Annotated in this window: 18 protein-coding genes; 7 read left to right on the forward strand and 11 right to left on the reverse strand. The window is 73.2% G+C overall.

Annotated elements, in window-relative coordinates:
* The first annotated feature begins 238 nt into the window (after positions 1–238).
* The 4 genes from ABD284_RS17535 (at position 239) to ABD284_RS17550 (ending at position 4,035) form a co-directional block, all read left to right on the forward strand.
* Complete coding sequence (locus ABD284_RS17535; protein ID WP_344144735.1) at positions 239–973, forward strand: helix-turn-helix domain-containing protein; 735 nt, start codon at positions 239–241, stop codon at positions 971–973.
* A 103-nt stretch (positions 974–1,076) separates the two neighbouring features.
* Positions 1,077–1,652 (forward strand): hypothetical protein, encoded by a 576-nt coding sequence (locus ABD284_RS17540; RefSeq protein WP_344144737.1) that lies wholly within the window; start codon positions 1,077–1,079, stop codon positions 1,650–1,652.
* Positions 1,653–1,963: 311 nt separating this feature from the next.
* Entirely contained in the window at positions 1,964–2,734 is a 771-nt protein-coding gene (locus ABD284_RS17545) for an HAD family hydrolase (protein WP_344144738.1), read from the forward strand.
* Between the two features lie 554 nt (positions 2,735–3,288).
* Positions 3,289–4,035 (forward strand): ANTAR domain-containing protein, encoded by a 747-nt coding sequence (locus ABD284_RS17550; protein WP_344144740.1) that lies wholly within the window; start codon positions 3,289–3,291, stop codon positions 4,033–4,035.
* 90 nt (positions 4,036–4,125) lie between these two features.
* On the opposite strand, the gene ABD284_RS17555 is transcribed toward ABD284_RS17550, so the two are convergent.
* From ABD284_RS17555 to ABD284_RS17575, 5 genes are all read right to left on the reverse strand, one after another.
* Entirely contained in the window at positions 4,126–4,995 is an 870-nt protein-coding gene (locus tag ABD284_RS17555) for a DUF1963 domain-containing protein (protein WP_344144742.1), read from the reverse strand.
* 266 nt (positions 4,996–5,261) lie between these two features.
* The gene (locus ABD284_RS17560) at positions 5,262–6,311 is read right to left on the reverse strand and encodes a methyltransferase (protein ID WP_344144744.1); all 1,050 of its coding nucleotides are present in this window, start codon (positions 6,309–6,311) and stop codon (positions 5,262–5,264) included.
* The gene (locus tag ABD284_RS17565) at positions 6,308–6,967 is read right to left on the reverse strand and encodes an HAD family hydrolase (protein WP_344144747.1); all 660 of its coding nucleotides are present in this window, start codon (positions 6,965–6,967) and stop codon (positions 6,308–6,310) included. The genes ABD284_RS17560 and ABD284_RS17565 overlap by 4 nt, the downstream gene beginning before the upstream one ends.
* Entirely contained in the window at positions 6,964–7,884 is a 921-nt protein-coding gene (locus ABD284_RS17570; protein ID WP_344144749.1) for a pseudouridine-5'-phosphate glycosidase, read from the reverse strand. The genes ABD284_RS17565 and ABD284_RS17570 overlap by 4 nt, the downstream gene beginning before the upstream one ends.
* Positions 7,885–8,086: 202 nt before the next feature.
* Positions 8,087–9,613, reverse strand: a complete 1,527-nt coding sequence (locus tag ABD284_RS17575) for an MFS transporter (protein ID WP_344144751.1) — start codon at positions 9,611–9,613, stop codon at positions 8,087–8,089.
* A 96-nt stretch (positions 9,614–9,709) separates the two neighbouring features.
* On the opposite strand from ABD284_RS17575, the gene ABD284_RS17580 reads away from it, so the two are divergent.
* The gene (locus ABD284_RS17580; protein WP_344144753.1) at positions 9,710–10,198 is read left to right on the forward strand and encodes a MarR family winged helix-turn-helix transcriptional regulator; all 489 of its coding nucleotides are present in this window, start codon (positions 9,710–9,712) and stop codon (positions 10,196–10,198) included.
* Here ABD284_RS17580 and ABD284_RS17585 read toward each other — a convergent pair.
* On the reverse strand, positions 10,173–11,600 hold the full coding sequence (locus tag ABD284_RS17585; protein WP_344144755.1) for a hypothetical protein: 1,428 nt from the start codon (positions 11,598–11,600) through the stop codon (positions 10,173–10,175). The genes ABD284_RS17580 and ABD284_RS17585 overlap by 26 nt on opposite strands.
* A 232-nt stretch (positions 11,601–11,832) precedes the next feature.
* On the opposite strand from ABD284_RS17585, the gene ABD284_RS17590 reads away from it, so the two are divergent.
* Both ABD284_RS17590 and ABD284_RS17595 read left to right on the forward strand, forming a co-directional pair.
* Positions 11,833–12,900, forward strand: coding sequence for an aldo/keto reductase (locus tag ABD284_RS17590; RefSeq protein WP_344144757.1), 1,068 nt, complete (start codon positions 11,833–11,835; stop codon positions 12,898–12,900).
* The gene (locus ABD284_RS17595; RefSeq protein WP_344144759.1) at positions 12,897–14,273 is read left to right on the forward strand and encodes an FAD-binding oxidoreductase; all 1,377 of its coding nucleotides are present in this window, start codon (positions 12,897–12,899) and stop codon (positions 14,271–14,273) included. The genes ABD284_RS17590 and ABD284_RS17595 overlap by 4 nt, the downstream gene beginning before the upstream one ends.
* Positions 14,274–14,327: 54 nt before the next feature.
* On the opposite strand, the gene ABD284_RS17600 is transcribed toward ABD284_RS17595, so the two are convergent.
* The 5 genes from ABD284_RS17600 to ABD284_RS17620 all read right to left on the reverse strand — a co-directional run bounded on the left by ABD284_RS17600 (position 14,328) and on the right by ABD284_RS17620 (position 18,204).
* Complete coding sequence (locus ABD284_RS17600) at positions 14,328–14,561, reverse strand: non-oxidative hydroxyarylic acid decarboxylases subunit D (RefSeq protein WP_344144761.1); 234 nt, start codon at positions 14,559–14,561, stop codon at positions 14,328–14,330.
* A 7-nt stretch (positions 14,562–14,568) separates the two neighbouring features.
* The gene (locus ABD284_RS17605; RefSeq protein WP_344144763.1) at positions 14,569–15,996 is read right to left on the reverse strand and encodes a non-oxidative hydroxyarylic acid decarboxylases subunit C; all 1,428 of its coding nucleotides are present in this window, start codon (positions 15,994–15,996) and stop codon (positions 14,569–14,571) included.
* A gap of 10 nt (positions 15,997–16,006) precedes the next feature.
* On the reverse strand, positions 16,007–16,666 hold the full coding sequence (locus ABD284_RS17610) for a UbiX family flavin prenyltransferase (RefSeq protein ID WP_344144765.1): 660 nt from the start codon (positions 16,664–16,666) through the stop codon (positions 16,007–16,009).
* Positions 16,663–17,328: an isochorismatase family protein gene (locus tag ABD284_RS17615; RefSeq protein WP_344144767.1), complete on the reverse strand. Its 666-nt coding sequence runs from the start codon at positions 17,326–17,328 to the stop codon at positions 16,663–16,665. The genes ABD284_RS17610 and ABD284_RS17615 overlap by 4 nt, the downstream gene beginning before the upstream one ends.
* A 90-nt stretch (positions 17,329–17,418) precedes the next feature.
* Positions 17,419–18,204 carry a 2,3-dihydro-2,3-dihydroxybenzoate dehydrogenase gene (locus ABD284_RS17620; protein WP_344144769.1) on the reverse strand — a complete coding sequence of 262 codons (786 nt, stop codon included), beginning with the start codon at positions 18,202–18,204 and terminating at the stop codon, positions 17,419–17,421.
* Between the last annotated feature and the right edge of the window lie 25 nt (positions 18,205–18,229).

Genomic DNA, 18,229 nt, shown 5'->3' on the forward strand with positions numbered 1-18,229 from the left:
CGGCGCGGCCGGCCGACCTCGTCGGTCCACCACGAGTCTGTGTCCGGGCGCCGCCGGGCGGGTAGCGTCCTCGTTCCCGCCGCCGCAGGGCCTTGGTCCCTCCTCTGGGGGCCCGCGGCGGGACCTTGGGTCCGGGGCCGAAGCCCCGACGCCTCTTGGTCGCGCCCCGCCCGGCGCGTGACCATGCGCGTGGCGGGGCACGATGACCTGCGCCGAGAGTCGATGGAAAGGCAGAGCGATGAAGGAACCCCACCAGGGTGACGGAGGCGACCTCGGGCGCCGCGTCGCGCGGCGCCGGGCCGAACTGGGACTCTCGCGCGACCAAGTGGCCGAGTCCGCCGGCATGGACCCCGGCTATGTCGCCTACCTGGAGGAGCATCCCGGGAGCCTCAGCCGGCAGGCGCTGTACCGGCTGGCGCAGGCCCTGCACACCTCCCCCGAGCAGCTGCTGGGCGCCGACACCGACACCCCGCCCGGCCACGCGGCGACCGCGGCCCCCGACCCCGCGATCCGGCCGCTGGGCACCCGCGAGTGCCTGGAGCTGATCGGGCCCGGCGGGGTGGGCCGCGTGGCCTTCACCGAGACCGCCGGCGCCGCCCCCCTGGTGCTGCCGGTCAACTACACGCTCAGCGAGGGCGCGGTGGTCTTCCGCACCGCCGCCGGCGGCGTCATCGCCCGCCACACCCCCGGGCCCATGAGCTTCCAGGTCGACCGGCTCGACGGCGGCACGAGCGAGGGCTGGAGTGTGCTCGCGACCGGGCACGCCGAGACCGTCGACGACGAAGCCCGGCTGGCCCGCCTCCGCGCGCACCACACCGTGCGGCCCTGGGCCGGGGGCGAACGCGACGTGTGGGTGCGCTTCGAGCCCGAGCGGATCACCGGCCGCCGCGTCGGCGGGCGGCACACGCGCGGGCAGGGCGGGGCGGCGCCTCCGCCCCGCGGCGCGGCCGGCGGGCCGACGTCCCGCCGCTGAGGGGACCTCCGCCCCGGCGAGGCGGTGCGCCCGCCCCTGCCGCCCGAGGGGGATCCGGCGTTCTCTGGAACCGCCACCGCAGACCCCTCGAAAGGACACGGACATGACATCGCAGAACATCGACCGCCCGCCGGCCCGGCGTCCCGCCCCGATCGCGGACCGCGCCGATCACCGCGCCCGCCACGTCCTCGACTCCCGGTCGGCGCGACGGGTCTTCGCCGCCGTCCGGCTGGCGATCGGCTGGACCTTCCTGTGGGCCTTCCTCGACAAGCTGCTGGGTCTGGGCTTCGCCACACCCGCGGACGGCGCCTGGGCCGCCGGCGGCAGCCCCACCCAAGGGTTCCTGGCCGAGGCCACCGCGGGCCCACTCGCCGGGTTCTACCAATCGTTCGCCGGGGCGGCGTGGGCCGACTGGCTGTTCATGGCCGGGCTGCTGGGCATCGGCTTGGCTTTCCTGCTGGGCGTCGGCATGCGCATCGGCGCGGCCGCCGGAACGCTGATGCTGGTGCTGATGTGGAGCGCCGTCCTGCCTCCCGAGAACAACCCGTTCATGGACGACCACCTCATCATGGCGCTGACCATGGTCGGCCTCGCCTTGATCAACGCGGGCGACACCGCGGGCCTCGGCCGCCGGTGGGCCGGACTGTCCCTCGTCCGCCGCTACCCGGCACTGCGCTGAAACGGCGACCACCGGACGGGCGCCGACCCCGCGCCACCCCACCGGGGCCCCCTCGGGAGCGGTCCTTCCGCGGAAGCGGGAAGCATGCGGCGGCCCGGCAGCAGTAGTGCCCGCGGTCCCGGCACGGGAGGGCCACAGGTCCCGGCGGACCCGGCCATCCGCCGCGCTCGGCGCGCCCGACGCCTCTGGCGGGGCGGGCGGAGCCGGGATGGAATGGATACGCGGAGTGGACGGATTGCAGGGCGCGGCCGTGGACCGGCCGCCGGCGGGACGGTCCCGGCGGCCCGCGGCACCCGGGAAGAGAAGGCGACGTGGAGACCACCAGTGACGCGGTGATCGCGGCCGAGGAGATCACGGCCGCGGCGTTCGACATGGACGGGGTCGTCACCGACACCGCCTCCGTGCACGCCGCGGCGTGGAAGCGCACGTTCGACGACTTCCTGCGCGCGCACGCCCGGTCCAGGGGCGAGGCCTTCGTGCCGTTCGACCTTCGCGGCGACTACCTGGCCCACGTCGACGGCCGGTCGCGCTTGGACGGCGTACGCGCCTTCCTCGCATCGCGCGCGATCGAACTGCCCGAGGAGCACCCCGGCGCCGACGCGCGGACCATGACCGTGGAGGCGCTGGGCGACCGCAAGGAGCGCTGCTTCCTCGACTACGTGCGCACCTACGGCGTGACCGCCTACCCCTCGACGATCGAGCTGCTCACGACTTTGCGACACGCGGGAATCGCGACGGCGATCGTCTCCGCGAGCCGCAACTGCGCGGCGATCGTCAAGGCGGCCGGCGCCGCCGGCCTCTTCGACGTCCGGGTGGACGGGCGCGACGCCGAACGGCTCCGGCTTCCCGGCAAGCCCGATCCCGCCCTGTTCCTGGAGGCGGCCCGCCGCATGGGCGTGCCACCCGCCCGCACGGCCGTGGTCGAGGACTCCCCGGCCGGTGTCGAGGCGGGAGCTCTCGGCGGATTCGGCCTGGTCGTGGGCGTCGACCGCTCCGGGCAGGCGGCGGAGCTCCTGGCGCGCGGCGCGGGAGTCGTGGTCTCCGACCTCGCGGAACTGGCCGTAGCCGGGGTTCGCGGATGAGCGCCTGCATCCTTCAGGCGGAGGGCATCCACCTCCGGCGCCATGGCGGGCGCCGCCGACGTGCTCCTGCGCCGCTACGCCGGACGGACGGCGCAGTGCGGCGTCCTGCAAGCCCTCGCTGCCCGACGAACTGCCTGACCTGTCGCTCCGCCTTGCTACCGCGGGCACCGGAGCGTGCGGCCGGACATCGACGGCGCCCGTCTACGGGTGGAGATCCCCCTTCCTCGCTGCCGCCGCCGGCCGTGGAGTGCCGGCGCGGATGCGCCCGCGTCGCCCCCGGTCGGCCGCGCCCCTCCCCTCCGATGAGCGCCGGGCGCACGGCCCCCGCGCCGCGCGGCCTTCGGGCGGCCGCTCCGCCCGCGGGGCGCCGATCGGTGCGGTCGATGTGGCAGACGCCGCTTCCCGGGTACTGTGCGGACCGGGCACACCTTGTATGCGCGATCGAATCGCGGACCCGAGCCCGACACGTTCCCTTCGCCCAGGACACGGCGGGCATCCGGCGAGCACGGCACCACCGCACACCGCCAAGCAGACCGATCAAGGGGGAGATCTCGGTGAGCACACCGCCGCAGCCGGAACGGGACCTGGCCACCGAACTGGCCGCGCTCGCCCGCGCCCTGCAGGAGCGCCGGGACGTGGCGGACGTACGCGCCGACATCGTCGCCGCCGCCGTACGCCTGGTGCCCGGCGCCGACCACGCCGCGCTCTCCCTCCACGAGCGCACGGGCCTGCGCTCCGCCGCCGCGACCAGCGAATCGGCGCGGCGCACCGACACCCTGCAGTACTGGTGCCGCCAAGGCCCCTCGGTGCAGGCGGTCGACGACGCCGCCGCCGTGCGCGCGGACCTGCACCGGGAGACACGCTGGCCGGAGTTCACGCCGCGGGCCCTCGATCGCGGCGTCGGCTCCGTCCTGGCGCTGCCGCTGACGCAGAAGGGCGCCCAGGGGGCGCTACTGCTGTTCTCCCCGGCCGTGTCGGCCTTCACCGCCGACGACGAGCGCATCGCGGGCCTGGTGGCCGCGCACGCGGGCGCGGCGCTGGCCGCGGCGCACGAACGCGCGCACCTGCGCGCGGCGCTGGAGAGCCGCGAGGTCATCGGCCAGGCCACCGGGGTGCTGATGGAGCGGAACCGGCTCCCGGCCGAGGACGCCTTCGCCGCCCTGTCCCGGGCCTCGCAGAACACCAACCGCAAGCTGCGCGAGGTCGCCGAGCACCTCGTGCGCGCCCGCGCGGCCGACCCGGGGGCACCCGGAAGGCGCGGCGGCAACCGCTCCGCCGACCCGGCCGCGCCCCCGGTCTGAGGCGACCCGCGACCCGCCGCCACCGGTCCTCCAGCGGCCGGTCGGCGCAGGCGGCGCGGATCCGGCGCCGCATTCGGCGCCGCCGGGGTTCTATTCGCTGAACTCGGTCACGGGAAGCGCCTTGTCCACCCGAGCGGCGGCCAGATCGTCGTGGCGGATCACAAAACCCCCGGAGTAGAACTCGTCGGGCACGCGGAAGCGGGCGAGCGACATCCATTCGCCGGTCAGCCGGTGCTTCTCCTTCTCCACATGCGAATACCACTGCGCCATCGGGATGGTGATCTCACCGGCCTTCTCGCGCCCCGCGAGCGTCTGCTCCGCAATGCTCGTGATGACGTCATCGTCGGCATACCCGCCGATGTAGGCGCTGGCGAGCCCCTCGTCGCGCCAGAGGTCGCGGGCCAGAGCACAGAGCTCGCCCAGGTGCGGCATGTCCCGCTCCAGGTCGCGGGCCAGCTGCTGCTGGAAGGGCGACAGGTCGTCCTCGTCCTCATCCTCGTCTTCGTCGGTTTCGAACCACGGGGGCAGCTCGGCGCAGACCGTGGCGCCGACGTCATACTGCTCGCCGACGACCTCGGAGTCGGGGGGATCTGCGACCGCGGTGTCGGTGCCGTCCTTGACATACACGACGCGCGCATACCTCCCGGTGTCGTCCAGGTGGTCCTGTTCATGGTCCAGGAAGAAGAGCAGCTCCCCATCCGCGGGCAGGTCGAAGCCGTCGACTCTCGGCAAAGCCGCACAGTCGACGGAAAAGATGAACGGCAGCGGACCGACTCCCTCGGACGGCCAGTCCATGCCCACCGGCAGCCGGGGCAATCCACCGAACCGCCCGACCGGAGAACCCCGGGAACCCCCGATCAGCCGGATCGACAACCGGAGGTGCCGGGTGAACACACTGATCTCGTCGTCCGGGATGCCCGTTTCAAGCGCTGCGCGACGATACCGCCCCTGATAATCCATGGCCGGGATGATGCCAGAGACAACGGCGGGAGGGCGGATGACGAAACGTCGACCGACTGCGTGAAGGGACGTGCCGACACAGGGCCCCGGACGCCGGACCGGTGGTCACCCGGGCCCGGCCGCCGTCCCCCCGGCCTCCTCCGGTCGATGGTCGCACCGTCGCCGTGTCGGAGCTGGCGTGCCGCACCCTCTGCGTGACGGGCCGCCCCGCCGGCGCGATGCCGGCGGGGCGGAGCAGCGTCGGACCACCCGAATACCGGGCCTGCTCAGAGGGGCAGTGCCTCGATCACCCGAAAGTCGGTGCCCTCGATTCGCGGGGAAATCCCGTCGAGCCGGAACCCCGAGGCGCCCAGGACGCCCTCGAACTCCGCGCGCGTCCGCTCGACTCCCCCGGCGGTGAGGACGAGCATGTTGACGTCGCTGAGGGCGCTCTCCAGCGCCATGTCGGCATCGGGGTCCGTCCGCTCGGACAGCACCGGCTCGATCAGCAGCAGCCGCCCGTCACTTCGCATCGCGTGCCGGCAGGTGCGCAGGATCCGCACGCAGGCGTCGTCGTTCCAGTTGTGCACGACGCTCTTGAGGAGGTAGGCCTGCGCCCCCGGCGGCACGCGTGCGAAGAAGTCGCCCTCGACGACCTCGCAGCGCCCGCTCAGGCCTCGCTTCTCCACCAGGACGCGCGCCTGCTCCGCCGCCTCCGGTGTCTCGAGGAGAGTGCCCGCGGTCTCGACGTTCGCGGCCAGGACCGCCGTGAGGAGAGAACCGTCGCCGCCGCCGACGTCGACGATGCTGCTGTAGCGGCCGAAGTCGTGGGCCGCGACGATGCGGGGCGCCTCGAAACGCGCGTTCTCGGCCATGGCCTCGCCGAACAGTCGGGCGAACTCGGATTCGGCGCCGAGGTACTCGTAGAACGATGTGCCGTGCACCCGGTCGAACGCCGCACGGCCCGTCATGACGCTGTGCCGCAGCTCCCGCCAGGAGTCCGCGAACTCGGCACCGGTGAACAGGCGCGTGATGCTGCGCAGCGAATGCTCGCCGCCGTCGGCGAGGAAGCCCCCGCGGGGGCCCGGCCCGAACCGGCCGGCCTCCGGCTCGGTGAGCACCTCCAAGGTCACCAGGGCGCGCAGCAGCCGATGCAGCGAACGAGCGTGGGCCCCGGTGGCGTCGGCGATCTCGCCGACGTCCAGAGGCCGGTCCCGGACGAGATCCGGGATTCTCAGCTCCTCCGCGGTCCGGATGATCTGTGAGCTCATGTAGCCGTAGATCGTCCGCACCGCCGCGGCGCGAGCCGCGGCTTCGGCGCGGTCGGGCGCACTCATGCGGTCACCAGCACAGACGCCACGACCTCGGCGAAGGAGTCGACGCATGCGCCGGCGCCCGCCGACGCCAGCTCGTCGCGCCCGCCGACGCCGTAGGTGACCGCGATCGTTCGCATGCCGGCCTGCCTGCCCATGCGGATGTCGCCGGCGGTGTCGCCCACGACCGTGCACCGCTGCGGCTCGACGCCGAGCAGCTCGGCGGCGTGTACAGCCATGTCGGGAGCCGGCTTGCCCTCGGCCACGAGGTCGTGGCCGACCAGGACGTCGAAGCTCTCAGCGATGCCCGTGAGCCGCACGGTCTTGCGGGCGCCGTCCAGGGTCTTGGAGGTGGCGACCGCGGTCAGCACTCCGTTCGCGCGCAGCTTTCCCAGTCCTTCGGCGACACCCGGGTAGAGCAGTGCGGCGGCGTGCTTGCGGACGTAGGCGCCGAAGCGCTCCCGGTACAGCGCGGTGGCGGTGTCGATATCGGGGTGGCCCGGCGGCAGGCGCATCAGCCGTGCCAGGTTCTGGTCAAGGGGCTTGCCGACGGTCGCCCGGATCTCCTCGGGGGTGCACTCGGCCCCCATCTCGCCCAGGATCGTGCCGGTGATCTCGGTGATGGCGGCGGGGCTGTCGACGAGGGTGCCGTCGAGGTCGAAGATGGCGGCTTCGTTCATCCCTGCTCCCCGGTGGCGCTCATGGCGACGGCCAGCTCTCCGGAGAGGCGGGCGTTGCTGATCAGTACGGCCTTGGTCGCCTTGCCGCTGCGCCCGCCCGTCGCCTCGACGACGGCCTTCATGAGGAACGGGCTGAGCGCGTTTCCGGTGATCCCGGAGCGCTCGGCCTCGGTCAGCGCGTCACCGACGGCGTTGTCGATGTCCTCCTGGGGGAGGGCGTCCTCCTCGGGGATCGGGGCGGTCAGCAGCACGGTGCTGTCCCCGTTGAGGTCCCAGTGCAGCCGGGCCGCGCGGGCCGCGGTCTCCATCTCGTCGACGCGGGTGACCGGGATGCCCGAGTTGCGCGCGTAGAAGGCCGGAAACTCGTCGAACCGGTAGCCCAGGACCGGCACCCCCGCGGTTTCCAGGTACTCCACCGTCTTGGGCAGGTCGAGGATGCTCTTGGCGCCGGCGCAGACCACGACGATCCGCGTACGGGTGAACTGCTGCAGGTCCGCGGAGATGTCGAGGGTCTGCTGGACGCCGCGGTGGACGCCGCCGATGCCGGCCGTGGAGAAGACGGGGATCCCGGCGAGCTGGGCGATCACGATGGTCGAGGCGACGGTCGTGGCTCCGAGGTCGCCGCGCGCGAGGACCAGCCCCAAGTCGCGCGCGCTGACCTTGGCGATGTCGCCGGACCGGCCGAAGCGGTCGATGGTCGTGTCGTCCATGCCGACGACGAAGCGGCCGTCGACGATGCCGATGGTCGCGGGGACGGCCCCGGCGTCGCGGACCGCCTTCTCGATGCCGGTGGCGATCTCGACGTTGAGCGGGTATCCCGGACCGTGCGCGATCAGCGACGACTCCAGGGCTACGACGGGGCGCCGGTCGGCGAGCGCGTCGCGGACTTCCTCGTTGATGTCAAGCGGAGGTGTCACGGTGTCATCCTTTCCCACCGGGGGGTGTGGCGGAGGCCGAGGCCGTTGGCGCTCTCCACAGTGCCGACCCCGGTGGAGGGGCACATCACGTGTTCCCGTGACTTCGCGCGGACGGAGCGCGGACGGGCCGGCCGGGGTCGCGCGGACGGGGGCGCGCGGCGGCTCCGGCGCGCGCCCCCGGGGAGCGCTGGTACGTGCGCCGTCAGGCCTGTTCGGCCCCGACCTCGGGACGCGGCTCGGGACCGGACCGGTCCTCGGCCTCGGGGGCGGCACCGGGCTCGGGCTGGGCCGCCCGGGGCAGCATGGGCACCAGGAGCAGGGCGACCAGGAAGGCTCCCGCGTTGTACCACAGCGTGACGGCGGCGGCGTCGGAGAACGCCTGGCGGTGGGCCGGGTCGGCCGGGTCGACCGGCGCACCCGTCGTGGCCAGCCAGAAGAAGAGGACTCCGACCACGGCCACGCCGAATGCGGTGCCCAGCTGCATGACCGCGTTGGCCACGCCCGAGCCGGCTCCGGCGCTGTCTGCGGGCACGTCGGCGAGGACGACGCTGGCCAGGATGGGCACGCACATGCCCATGCCGAGACCGGTGGCCAGAACCGGCAGCGCCACCTGCCACCACGTGACCTGGGGGCCGACGGTCGACAGCACCGCGATCAGGGTGACCGCGCCCACGAGCATGACCGCCAGGCCGATGCCGATGACCCGGCGCCCGTGGGTGGTGGCGTAGCGCTGGGCGACGCCGGACATCAGGGTGATGCCGATCGGCCAACTGACGATGGCGGCGGCGGTGAGCAGGGGCGACCAGCCCTGGCCGAGCTGGAGATCGTAGGTGAGGACCAGAAAGAGCGACGCCAGACCGGAGAACAGCACGAACATGACGACGGTGCCGGCCGTGAACGAGCGGCGCGCGAACAGCGACGGAGGCACGAGGGCCGAGCCGGTGAGGCGGTCGCGGCGGCGCTGATGCGCGGCGAACGCGATCAGCAGCGGCACAGCGGCGGCGAGGATGACGAAGGTCGCGGTGTCCCAGCCGCGATCGCTCCCCTGGATGAGCGGGTACATGATCGCGAACATGGCCAGGCTGATCAGCACGATGCCGACGGGGTCGGGACGCAGCGGATTGACGGCCCTGCTCTCCGGCATGAGCCACAGGGCGAGCGCGATGGCGGCGGCTCCCAGCGGCAGGTTGACGTAGAAGATGCTCCGCCAACCCAGGCCGAAGAGGTCGGCCTCGGTCAGCACGGCACCCAGCACAGGGCCGCTGACGTTGGCCAGACTCAGCGTGATGCCGTAGAAGACGAAGGCCTTGGCGCGTTCCCGGTGGTCGAACAGCACGATGATGACCGACATGACCTGCGGCACCATCAGGGCGGCGCCCACGCCCTGCACGAGGCGCCCGGCGATCAGGACCTCGGCGACGGGCGCCGCGCCGCACACCACCGAGGCGACGGTGAAGACCGCCATGCCCGCCAGGAACAACCGCTTGCGGCCCAGGATGTCGCCCAGGCGGCCGCCGGTGACCAGGACCAGGGCGAAGGTCAGCGAGTAGCCCGCGAGGATCCACTGGGCCGCCGAGTACTCGGCGCCCAGGCTGCTCTGCATGCGGGGGAGAACGATGTTGACGATCGTCGCGTCCACGAGGTCCATGAACAGGGCGATGAGGACGACGCCGAGGACGATCCACCGGGTGGAGCTCTTGGCCGCCGACGGGGACGGTACTTCCGTCATGGTGGACTCCAGCACTGGAGGATAGGATAGAGAGATATACAATAAGAGAGATTCACGGACATCGACTCTCTCTGTTCTGGAGAGATTATTTGAGGGGTGAGCACGGTGTCAACACCGGGTACACGGCGGTCGAGCGACATCGGCGCCCTCTACGAGGAGCTGCGCGTGGGGGCGGCTCTCGCGGTGCGCTTCCACGCGGCGGTCGCCGGGCACCTCGGCATCAACATCACCGACGTGAACTGCCTGGGAGCGCTCGACAAGAACGGTGCGATGAGCCCCGGTGAGCTGGCGGCGCACGCGGGGCTCTCGCGCGGGGGCGCGATAACGGCGGCGGTGGACCGGCTGGAGAAGGCGGGCTTCGTCCGGCGCCGCCGCGACGAGGAGGACCGCAGAAAGGTCCTCGTCGAACTCCTCCGCGACGGCGCCTACGCGCGGCTGACCCGGACCTTCGACGCGCTGGACCAGGCCTACACCGAGGTCATCGAAAGCTGCACCGAGGAGCAGCGGAGCCTGCTGCTGGAGTTCAACCGCAAGGTCAACGCCGGCCTGCAGGAGCGGATCACCGCGCTCCAGGAGCACGCATGACGACCAGCTCGCCCTCGGTACCGTAACCGAGCACGTCCGGCGCGTACTGGCTGCCGTCGAAGGTGACCAGCACCCAGTCGGCGCCGGGCTCCTCCGAGACCGGGAACACCTGCGGGTGCGGGCCACCCGAGACGTACGGGGCGTCGAGGGCGCCCAGCAGGCGCAGGTCCAGGTCGTAGACCTTGTAGCGCCGTTCGGCGTCGTCCGTGGCCAGCGCCCACCACCGCGCCCCCGCCCGGCGCAGCACGCACCCTTCGGTGCGCCGGGCCGAGCGGTCCCGGGCCTGCACGTCCATGGGCTCACCCAGCTCGGCCCCCGGTTCGGCGGCGGCGAGGACGGGATGGAACTCCAGATCAGGGGCGAACCGGACCACGTCGGCGTAGAGGGTGTGCCAGCGCCCGCCGATCCTGGCCAGGGAGGGCTCCCACGCGCTCAGTGTCGAGGGCGCGGGCAACCGCTCGTTGGGCAGCACGTGTACACCGCTGAGCACGTCCTCGGCCGTCTGGGCGTAGCGGACGTGCACTCCGGGTGTCGGCAGGTCGCCGCCGCACACGACCAGCGCGAAGCGCTCCCGCTCGTCGTCGTAGACCACGTGTCCGGCGTTGTCTCCAGTGACCACCCCGTCGTGGGTGAAGAAGAGCTTGGCGACCTGCCGCATGCGCTCGGGCGCCCGCGGGTCGAACTCCCAGACCGCCCAGTGGGCCTCCTGTGCGAACCCCATCCCCGCGCATCCGGCTGTGAGGAAGAAGCTGCCGCTGCGCGTGTAGGGCCGCCCGTCCGCGTGGGTCACCAGCTGCGGATCGCGGATGCCCACCTGGCCGAAGTACCCGGCACGGACCCGGCGCAGCCGGGTCCCCGGCGCGGCGAACGCGTACTCCCACCGCGCCAGGAGGTCCGGGTCGCGGAGATCGACCAGACGGCGCACGTTGCGGCCCTCCCCCACCACGGGCTCCCCCCACTCCCCGCCCTCGGGCCGGACCAGAGCGGTCACCGCGTTGCCGGTGACCGTGACAGCGAACTGGTAGGGCGGTGTGAGCTGGAGCTGCGCGCCCTCCACGGCGGTCGTGACTCCCTCGACGGTGACCTCCAGGCGCGTCCGGCCCGCCGTCGAGTCGTAGACGACCATGACGCCGTCCGCCGATCCCTCCTCGCCGCTGCCCAGTCCCAGCGCGACGGTGCCTCCGGGCTCATGGGCCGCCACGTCGGCGACGACGGCCCCGAAGGGGGCCGCCGGCGAGCGGCCCGTGAGGACCCGCGACTTGTCCTCGCCGTTCAGCGCCTCGGGGGACCGGTCGGTGTCGAAGACGACGAACCCCGGGGCGAGCGGATCGACGGGGCGGAGGCGGTGCGTGATCTCGAACCGGAGCCCGCGGGGGTCCCCGGCTGTGCTGTCGGCGCTCATGGGCGTCCTTTCCGCTCGGTCGAAGGGGGCGTCGGCCGCCCGGGGCCAGCCTCACACCGGCCGGACCGCCAAGGCATCCCGCATCCGCGCCAGTGCGGCCCGCTCCGCCGCCGGCACCGTCCGTTGCGGACACGGCGGCCGAGGAGGATGGCGCGAACGCGTGAGGTGCGCGGAGTCCGCCCTCTGCGAGCGTGGAGGCGCCCTCCCCAGCGACCACAAGGAGCGAGGAACCATGCGCCTGCGCGCTCTCGGCGGTACCGGAATCAAGGTGAGCCCGTTCTGCCTGGGAACGATGATGTTCGGCCCGTGGGGCGGAACCACGTACGAGGACGCGGCTCCGGTCATCCACCGGGCGCTCGACTCCGGCGTCAACTTCGTGGACACCGCCGACGTCTACGGCGGCGGGGCCTGCGAGGAGATCGTGGGACGGGCCTTGAAGGGGGTGCGCGACGACGTCGTGCTGGCCGGCAAGGTGCACTACCCCATGGGCGAGGACGCCAACACCTGGGGCAACTCGCGCCGCTGGATCACCCGCGCCGTCGAGGACAGCCTGCGCCGCCTGGGAACCGACCACCTCGACCTGTACCAGGTGCACCGCCCCGACCCGCACACCGACATCGACGAGACCCTGGGCGTGCTCAGCGACCTGGTGCGCTCCGGCAAGATCCGCGCCGCGGGGTCCTCCACCTTCCCCGCGGAGCAGATCGTCGAGGCGCAGTGGGTCGCCGAGCGGCGGGGGCACGTGCGGCTGCGCACCGAGCAGCCGCCGTACTCGATCCTGAACCGCTCCGCCGAGACGGCGGTGCTGCCCACCTGCGCCCGCTACGGCATGGGCGTGATGACGTGGAGCCCGCTCAGCGAGGGGTGGCTGACCGGCCGCTTCCAGGGGGAGATCGACCTGACGCGGGGGCGGCAGGCCGCGCACCGCCGCAACTTCGACCCCGCACTGCCCGGCAACGTCCGCAAGCGCGAGGCCGTCACCGAACTGACGAAGCTCGCCGAGGACGCCGGCCTGTCGCTCGTCCACATGTCGATCGCTTTCGCGGCCGCACACCCGCAGGTCACCTCCGTCATTCTGGGCGCCCGCACGATGGAGCAGATGGAGGATTTGCTCGCCGCGACCGGGACCACCCTCGACGACGCCCTCCTGGACCGCATCGACGAGATCGTCCCCCCGGGCACGGTGCTGAACCCGGCGGACTCCCACTACCGGCCGCCGGCGATGCGCGACGCGCGGCTGCGCCGGCGCGGCCACCACATCGAGCCGCTGGTCGAGACGCCCGGCCCGGCCACGTCGTGAGCGCGGACAGCGCCACCGCCGGCGCGCCGCGCGCCGCCGGACTGCGCTCCGGCTTCTGCGGCGCAGTCCGCGAGGCGGGGCGGGACGCGGAGGCCTGGCTGCCTTGGCGGCGCAACGTCGCACCGCGGCCCGACCTCGTCGCCGACGCCTCCTGCACCGAGGACGTGCGGCGCGCCGTCGCCTTCTGCCGTGAGCACGGGCACGACCTCGGCGTCCAGTGCGGTGGCCACGGCGCCGTGCGCGGGCAGTCCGGCGGCCTGCTGCTGCGCACCGGTGGTGTAGCCCGGGTCAGCGTGGACCCGGAGAGCCGGACGGCACGGGTGGGCGGCGGCGCTCGGTGGCGCGCGGTCGTCGCGGCGGCGGCGCGCTACGGGCTCGCCCCCGTCTCGGGCACGTCCCCCGAGGTGGGCGTGGCGGGATACTGCCTGGGAGGCGGACTGGGGTGGCTGACGCGCCGCCACGGATTCGCGGCCGACAACCTGCTGGGCGCCGAGGTCGTCACCGCCGACGCCCGCGTCCTGCGCGTCGGCCCCGACCGCGAGGCGGAGCTGTTCTGGGCGCTGCGCGGCGGGGGCGGCAACTTCGGTGTGGCCACCGAACTGGAGATGCGCCTGCACCCCGTCAAAAGCGTCCGCGGAGGCGTGCTCTTCTACCCCGGCGAACGCGCGCACGCGATCCTGGACGCCTACCGGGCGTCGGCCGCCGACGAACCCGAGGACGTGGTCACCGCCGCGGTGCTGCTGCGGCTGCCCGACTCCGCGGACCTGCCGGAGCCGCTGCGCGGCCGCAGCGTGGTCGCCCTGCGGGTGTGCGTCCTCTCCGACGACCGGCGGTGCCGGCGGCACGTCGACCGGCTATGTGCGGCCGCCGGCACTCCCCTGCTGGGCGGGCTGCGGCCGATGCGCTTCGACGAGCTCACCGCGCTGTCGGACCCCCAGCCGGAGGCCCAGGTCAGCGAGGAGCACACGGACCTCTTCCGCGTGCTCGCGGACGAGGTGATCGAGGAACTGACGGCCACCTGCTTCTCCCCCGCGTCCCCGGTCTCGGTCGTGGAGGTTCGCAACTGGTCGGGAGCGCCCGCCCGCCTCGCCGCGGACACCAGTCCGGCCGGGCACCGCGACGCGCCCTTCTCGGTGATCGCGATCGCTCCCCGGCTCACCCCGGAGGCGCATCCGGCGGCACGGACCGAGACGGCGCGGCTGGCCGGGCGCCTGGCACCGCACGCGGCCGGCTCGGTGTTCCTCAACTTCCTCAGCGCCCCCGACCGGGTGGCGGCCGCCTACACGCCGGGCAACCTGCGTCGCCTGGTGGAGCTCAAGCGGCGCTTCGATCCCGCGAACCTCTTCCGCTTCAACCACAACATCCGCCCTTGAGGCCTTCGGGGCGGGCGGGGCGGTCGCCCGCCCGCCCCGTTCGCCCGGAGCCGCTCAGCCGCGGTCCGCGCGGCGCGGCGGAACGGGCGGCAGCTCCACGGCCGCGCCGACGTCCTCGGCGGTGAGGCGGAACTCCTCGGCGAAGGCGCCCGGGTCGGACTGCCGGGGCGGCTCGCTGCTGCGCCACGTGTAGTGGCACACCGGGCACAACCCCACGTCCCAGACGCCGGGGACCGGGGAGGAGGCGATCACGGCGCACGTGCTGTCGCCGCAGCGGGGGCAGGTCACGGGTTCCTCACCTCTCCTTGATCCGTTCACGGAGCACGCGCAGCCAGCGCTGCGTCTCGGGATGGTCGCGCACCGGGTGGCCGTGCCTGCCCCTGCGATCCGGCTCGACCGGGGCGGTGGCGTCGATGACGACCTTGCCGCTGATCCCCACCGGCGAGGAGGACGGGTCCAGCGGCAGGATCGACATGTTCGACAGGTGCACCATGTCCTCGTCCGGGTTGACCTTGGTCGACAGCGCCCACATGACCTGCGGGAGGTCGAAGGGGTCGACGTCCTCGTCGACGACGATGACGATCTTGCAGTACCCCAGGCCGTGCCGGGTCGTCATCGCCCGCAGCCCCACCGCGCGGGCGAAACCGCCCTGGCGCGGGCGGACCGAGACGATGGCCACCAGCCCGTGGGTGTACATCGCGTTGACGGCCACGACCTCCGGGAAGTCCTCCCGCAGTTGCTTGAACAGCGGAACGCAGGTCGAGGGCCCCATGAGGTAGTCGATCTCGGTCCAGGGCCGCCCCAGGTGCAGGTGCTCGAACACGGGGTCGGTGCGGTAGGAGATGCGGTCGACGCGGATCACCGCCATCGCCCGCCCTCCGGAGTAGTGGCCGGTGAACTCGCCGAAGGGGCCCTCGAACTCGCGTCTGCGGCCGAGGACCGCCCCCTCCAGCAGCACCTCGGCGCCCCAGGGCACGTCGAGCCCGGTCAGCGGCCCCTTGGCGAGCGGAACGGGGGCCCCGCGCAGCGCGCCGGCCATCTCGTACTCGGACTGGTCGTAGGCCATGGGGGTCGAGGCGGCGATGGTGACGGCGGGGTCGTTGCCCACGGCGATGGCGATCGGCAGGTCCTCCCCGCGCTCCTCACTGTGCCGCAGGTGCTGGGCGACGTCGTGGATCGTGCCGGGCTGCAAGCCGAGCTTGTCGGTGCCCTTGACCTGGAGCCGGTAGATGCCGACGTTCTGCCGGTCGGTGTCGTCCCAGTGGTCCGGGTCGCGGCTGATAACCGCCGCCTTGTCCAGGAAGAAGCCGCCGTCGCCCTCGTTGACGCGGAACAGCGGGAGGACGCGGAACAGGTCGACTTCGGAGCCCTCCAGCGTGTTCTGCAGGAACGGCGCGCCCTCGCGGTGGGTCGGTGCGACGGGGAAGTCGTCCCAGCGCCGGGTGAGCTCCGCGACCTGCTCGCGCACCGGGGTGTCCGGCTCCATGCCCAGCGCGATCGCGTGGTTGGCCCAGGAGCCGTGGGCGTTGAGGGCCACACGCGCATCGGTGAACCCGTTCACCGACGTGAAGTACAGCGCCGGTTCCCGGTCGCCGAGGCGGGCCGCAGCGGTGGCGGCAGCGGCCAGGTCGGGCTCCGCGTCGACCGGTTCGGATATCCGCACCAGCCGGCCGGCGCCGTCGAGCGCGTCGAGGAACGCGCGGAAGTCGTCGTAGTGGGTCATGTCCGTCCTCTCACGCGTCGACGGCCGAGACCGGCCGGACCGCCGACTCCCGGGCCCGGCGGGCGGAACGCATCCCTTCCCACCGCTGCGCGGGCACGCTGATACCGAACTGGTCCAGTACGCGCGCGACGATGTGGTCGACGACGTCCTCCACGGTCCGGGGCCGGTTGTAGAAGGCGGGGGCGGGGGGCAGCACCACCGCGCCCATGCGGCTCAGGGCCAGCATGTTCTCCAGGTGGATCTCGTTGAGGGGGGTCTCCCGCGTCACCAGGACCAGGCGGCGCCGCTCCTTGAGCACGACGTCGGCCGCCCGGGGGATCAGCCCGTCGGCGTACCCGGTGCGGATGCCGGCGAGCGTCTTCATGCTGCAGGGCACGACCACCATCCCGCAGGTGAGGAAGGAGCCGCTGGAGATCGGCGCCGCCTGGTCATCGGGGGCGTAGGCGGCGTCGGCCAGCTCGCTCAGGCGCGCCGCACCGTGGCCGCACTCCAGCTCCACGGTGGCGCGCGCCCACCGGCTCAGCACCAGATGGGTCTCGATATCCGGCAGTGCGGCCAGCACCTCCAGCAGGCGCGCGGCCAGCGGCGCCCCGGTGGCCCCGGTGACGGCCACGACGATGCGGCGGCGCGCACCCGCGTCGGCGGCCGCACCGCCGCTTCCGGCGTTCACTTCTCCACCGCGACCGTCCGGGCCGCCAGGTCGGCGAGCACCCGGTCGGTGGGCAGGACGGCGCCGCAGCGGCGGGCGCAGTAGTCGAGGGCCATGCGGTGGTCCTCGGCGGAGAAGTCGGCGACGGCGTCGCCCACCAGGAAGGGCTCGATGTCGCGAGCGAAGGCGTCGGAGGCGGTCATCAGGCAGCCCACGTGGGCGTAGACCCCGCAGACGATCAGCTGGTCCCGCCCCTGGGCGCGCAACCGCTCCCCCAGGTCGGAATAGGCGAAGGCGCTGTAGCGCCACTTGGTGATCAGCGTGTCGGCCGCGTGCGGAGCAAGGTCGGGCACGACCGCGCGCGGGGCGTCGGGCCCGGCGCCTTCCGCTGTCATGCCCGGACCCCAGAAGTCGTGCAGCAGTCCGCGCTGGTCGCGGGTCATCGAACCGGGCTGGGCGGTGTAGTAGACCGGGATCCCCTGCTCGTGGGCGGCCTCGCGCAGCCGGGCGCAGTTGGCCAGCAGCCGGGTGACCGGCGAGGCCCCGGGGCGGAAGAAGTCCACGAAGTAGTTCTGCATGTCGTGGACGAGCAACGCGGCGCGTTCGGGGTCGGGCCGCCAGGAGACCTGGTTGGCAGGCTGGTGGTCGGGCATCGGATAGGTCAGGCCGCGTGGGATGCTCATGGGTCTCCCTCTGTCGGTTGGCGGCCGGTCGGCCGCGGGTGGTGTGCGTGGCCTCTCCCGGCGGCGCCGCGCGAGGCGGGCGCCGGCGGGTCAGGCGCCGAGCGCAGCGCCGCCGTCGATCTGCAGGTCCTGCATGGTGATGTGGCGGGCCCGGTCGGAGACCAGGAAGAGCACCGCGTCGGCGATGTCCTCCGGGCGGGCCAGCCGCTGCAGCGGGATGCCGATGCGATGGCGCTCCAGGGAGCCCTTGAGGGTGGCCTCACGGTCGCGCTCGTCGTGCCACATCGACCTCAGCATCGGCGTGTCGGTCGACCCGGGGCTGACGATGTTGCACCGGATTCCGTGCTCGGCCAGCTCCAGGCCGAGGCAGCGGGTGAACATGGCCGAAGCCGCCTTGGACGCGGCGTAGGCCCCCATGCCCGCCCGCGGTACCCGTGCCGCGTTGGAGGCGACGGTGATGATCGAGCCGCGCCCGCGCGAGACCATCCGGCCGGCGACCGCGCGGGAGACGTGGAAGACGCCGTGGGTGTTGACGTCGAAGACCGCCCGCCAGTCCGCGGTGTCGAGCTTGACCAGGTCGTCGGTGCGCAGCACGCCGGCCACGTTGGCCAGCACGTCGATCGGCCCGTACTCGGCCTCGACGTGGTTGACCAGGCGTTCGGTGTCGTCGGCGTCGGTCACGTCGACGGTGTGGGGGTGGACGCGGCCGGCGTCCGCAGCGGCCTCGCCGGAGAGCCTGCGCAGTCCGGCGGCGTCCACGTCGCAGGCCACGACGCGGGCACCCTGCTCGGCGAGCCCACGCGCCACTGCGGCGCCGATCCCCCGCCCCGCACCGGTCACCAGGGCGACCCGCCCGCTCAGTTCCGCATACCTCATGTCCTGTCTGTCCTTCCTGCCGTAG

The sequence above is a fragment of the Streptomonospora arabica genome (assembly GCF_039531585.1).
In the GTDB taxonomy this organism is placed as follows: Bacteria; Actinomycetota; Actinomycetes; order Streptosporangiales; family Streptosporangiaceae; genus Streptomonospora; species Streptomonospora halophila.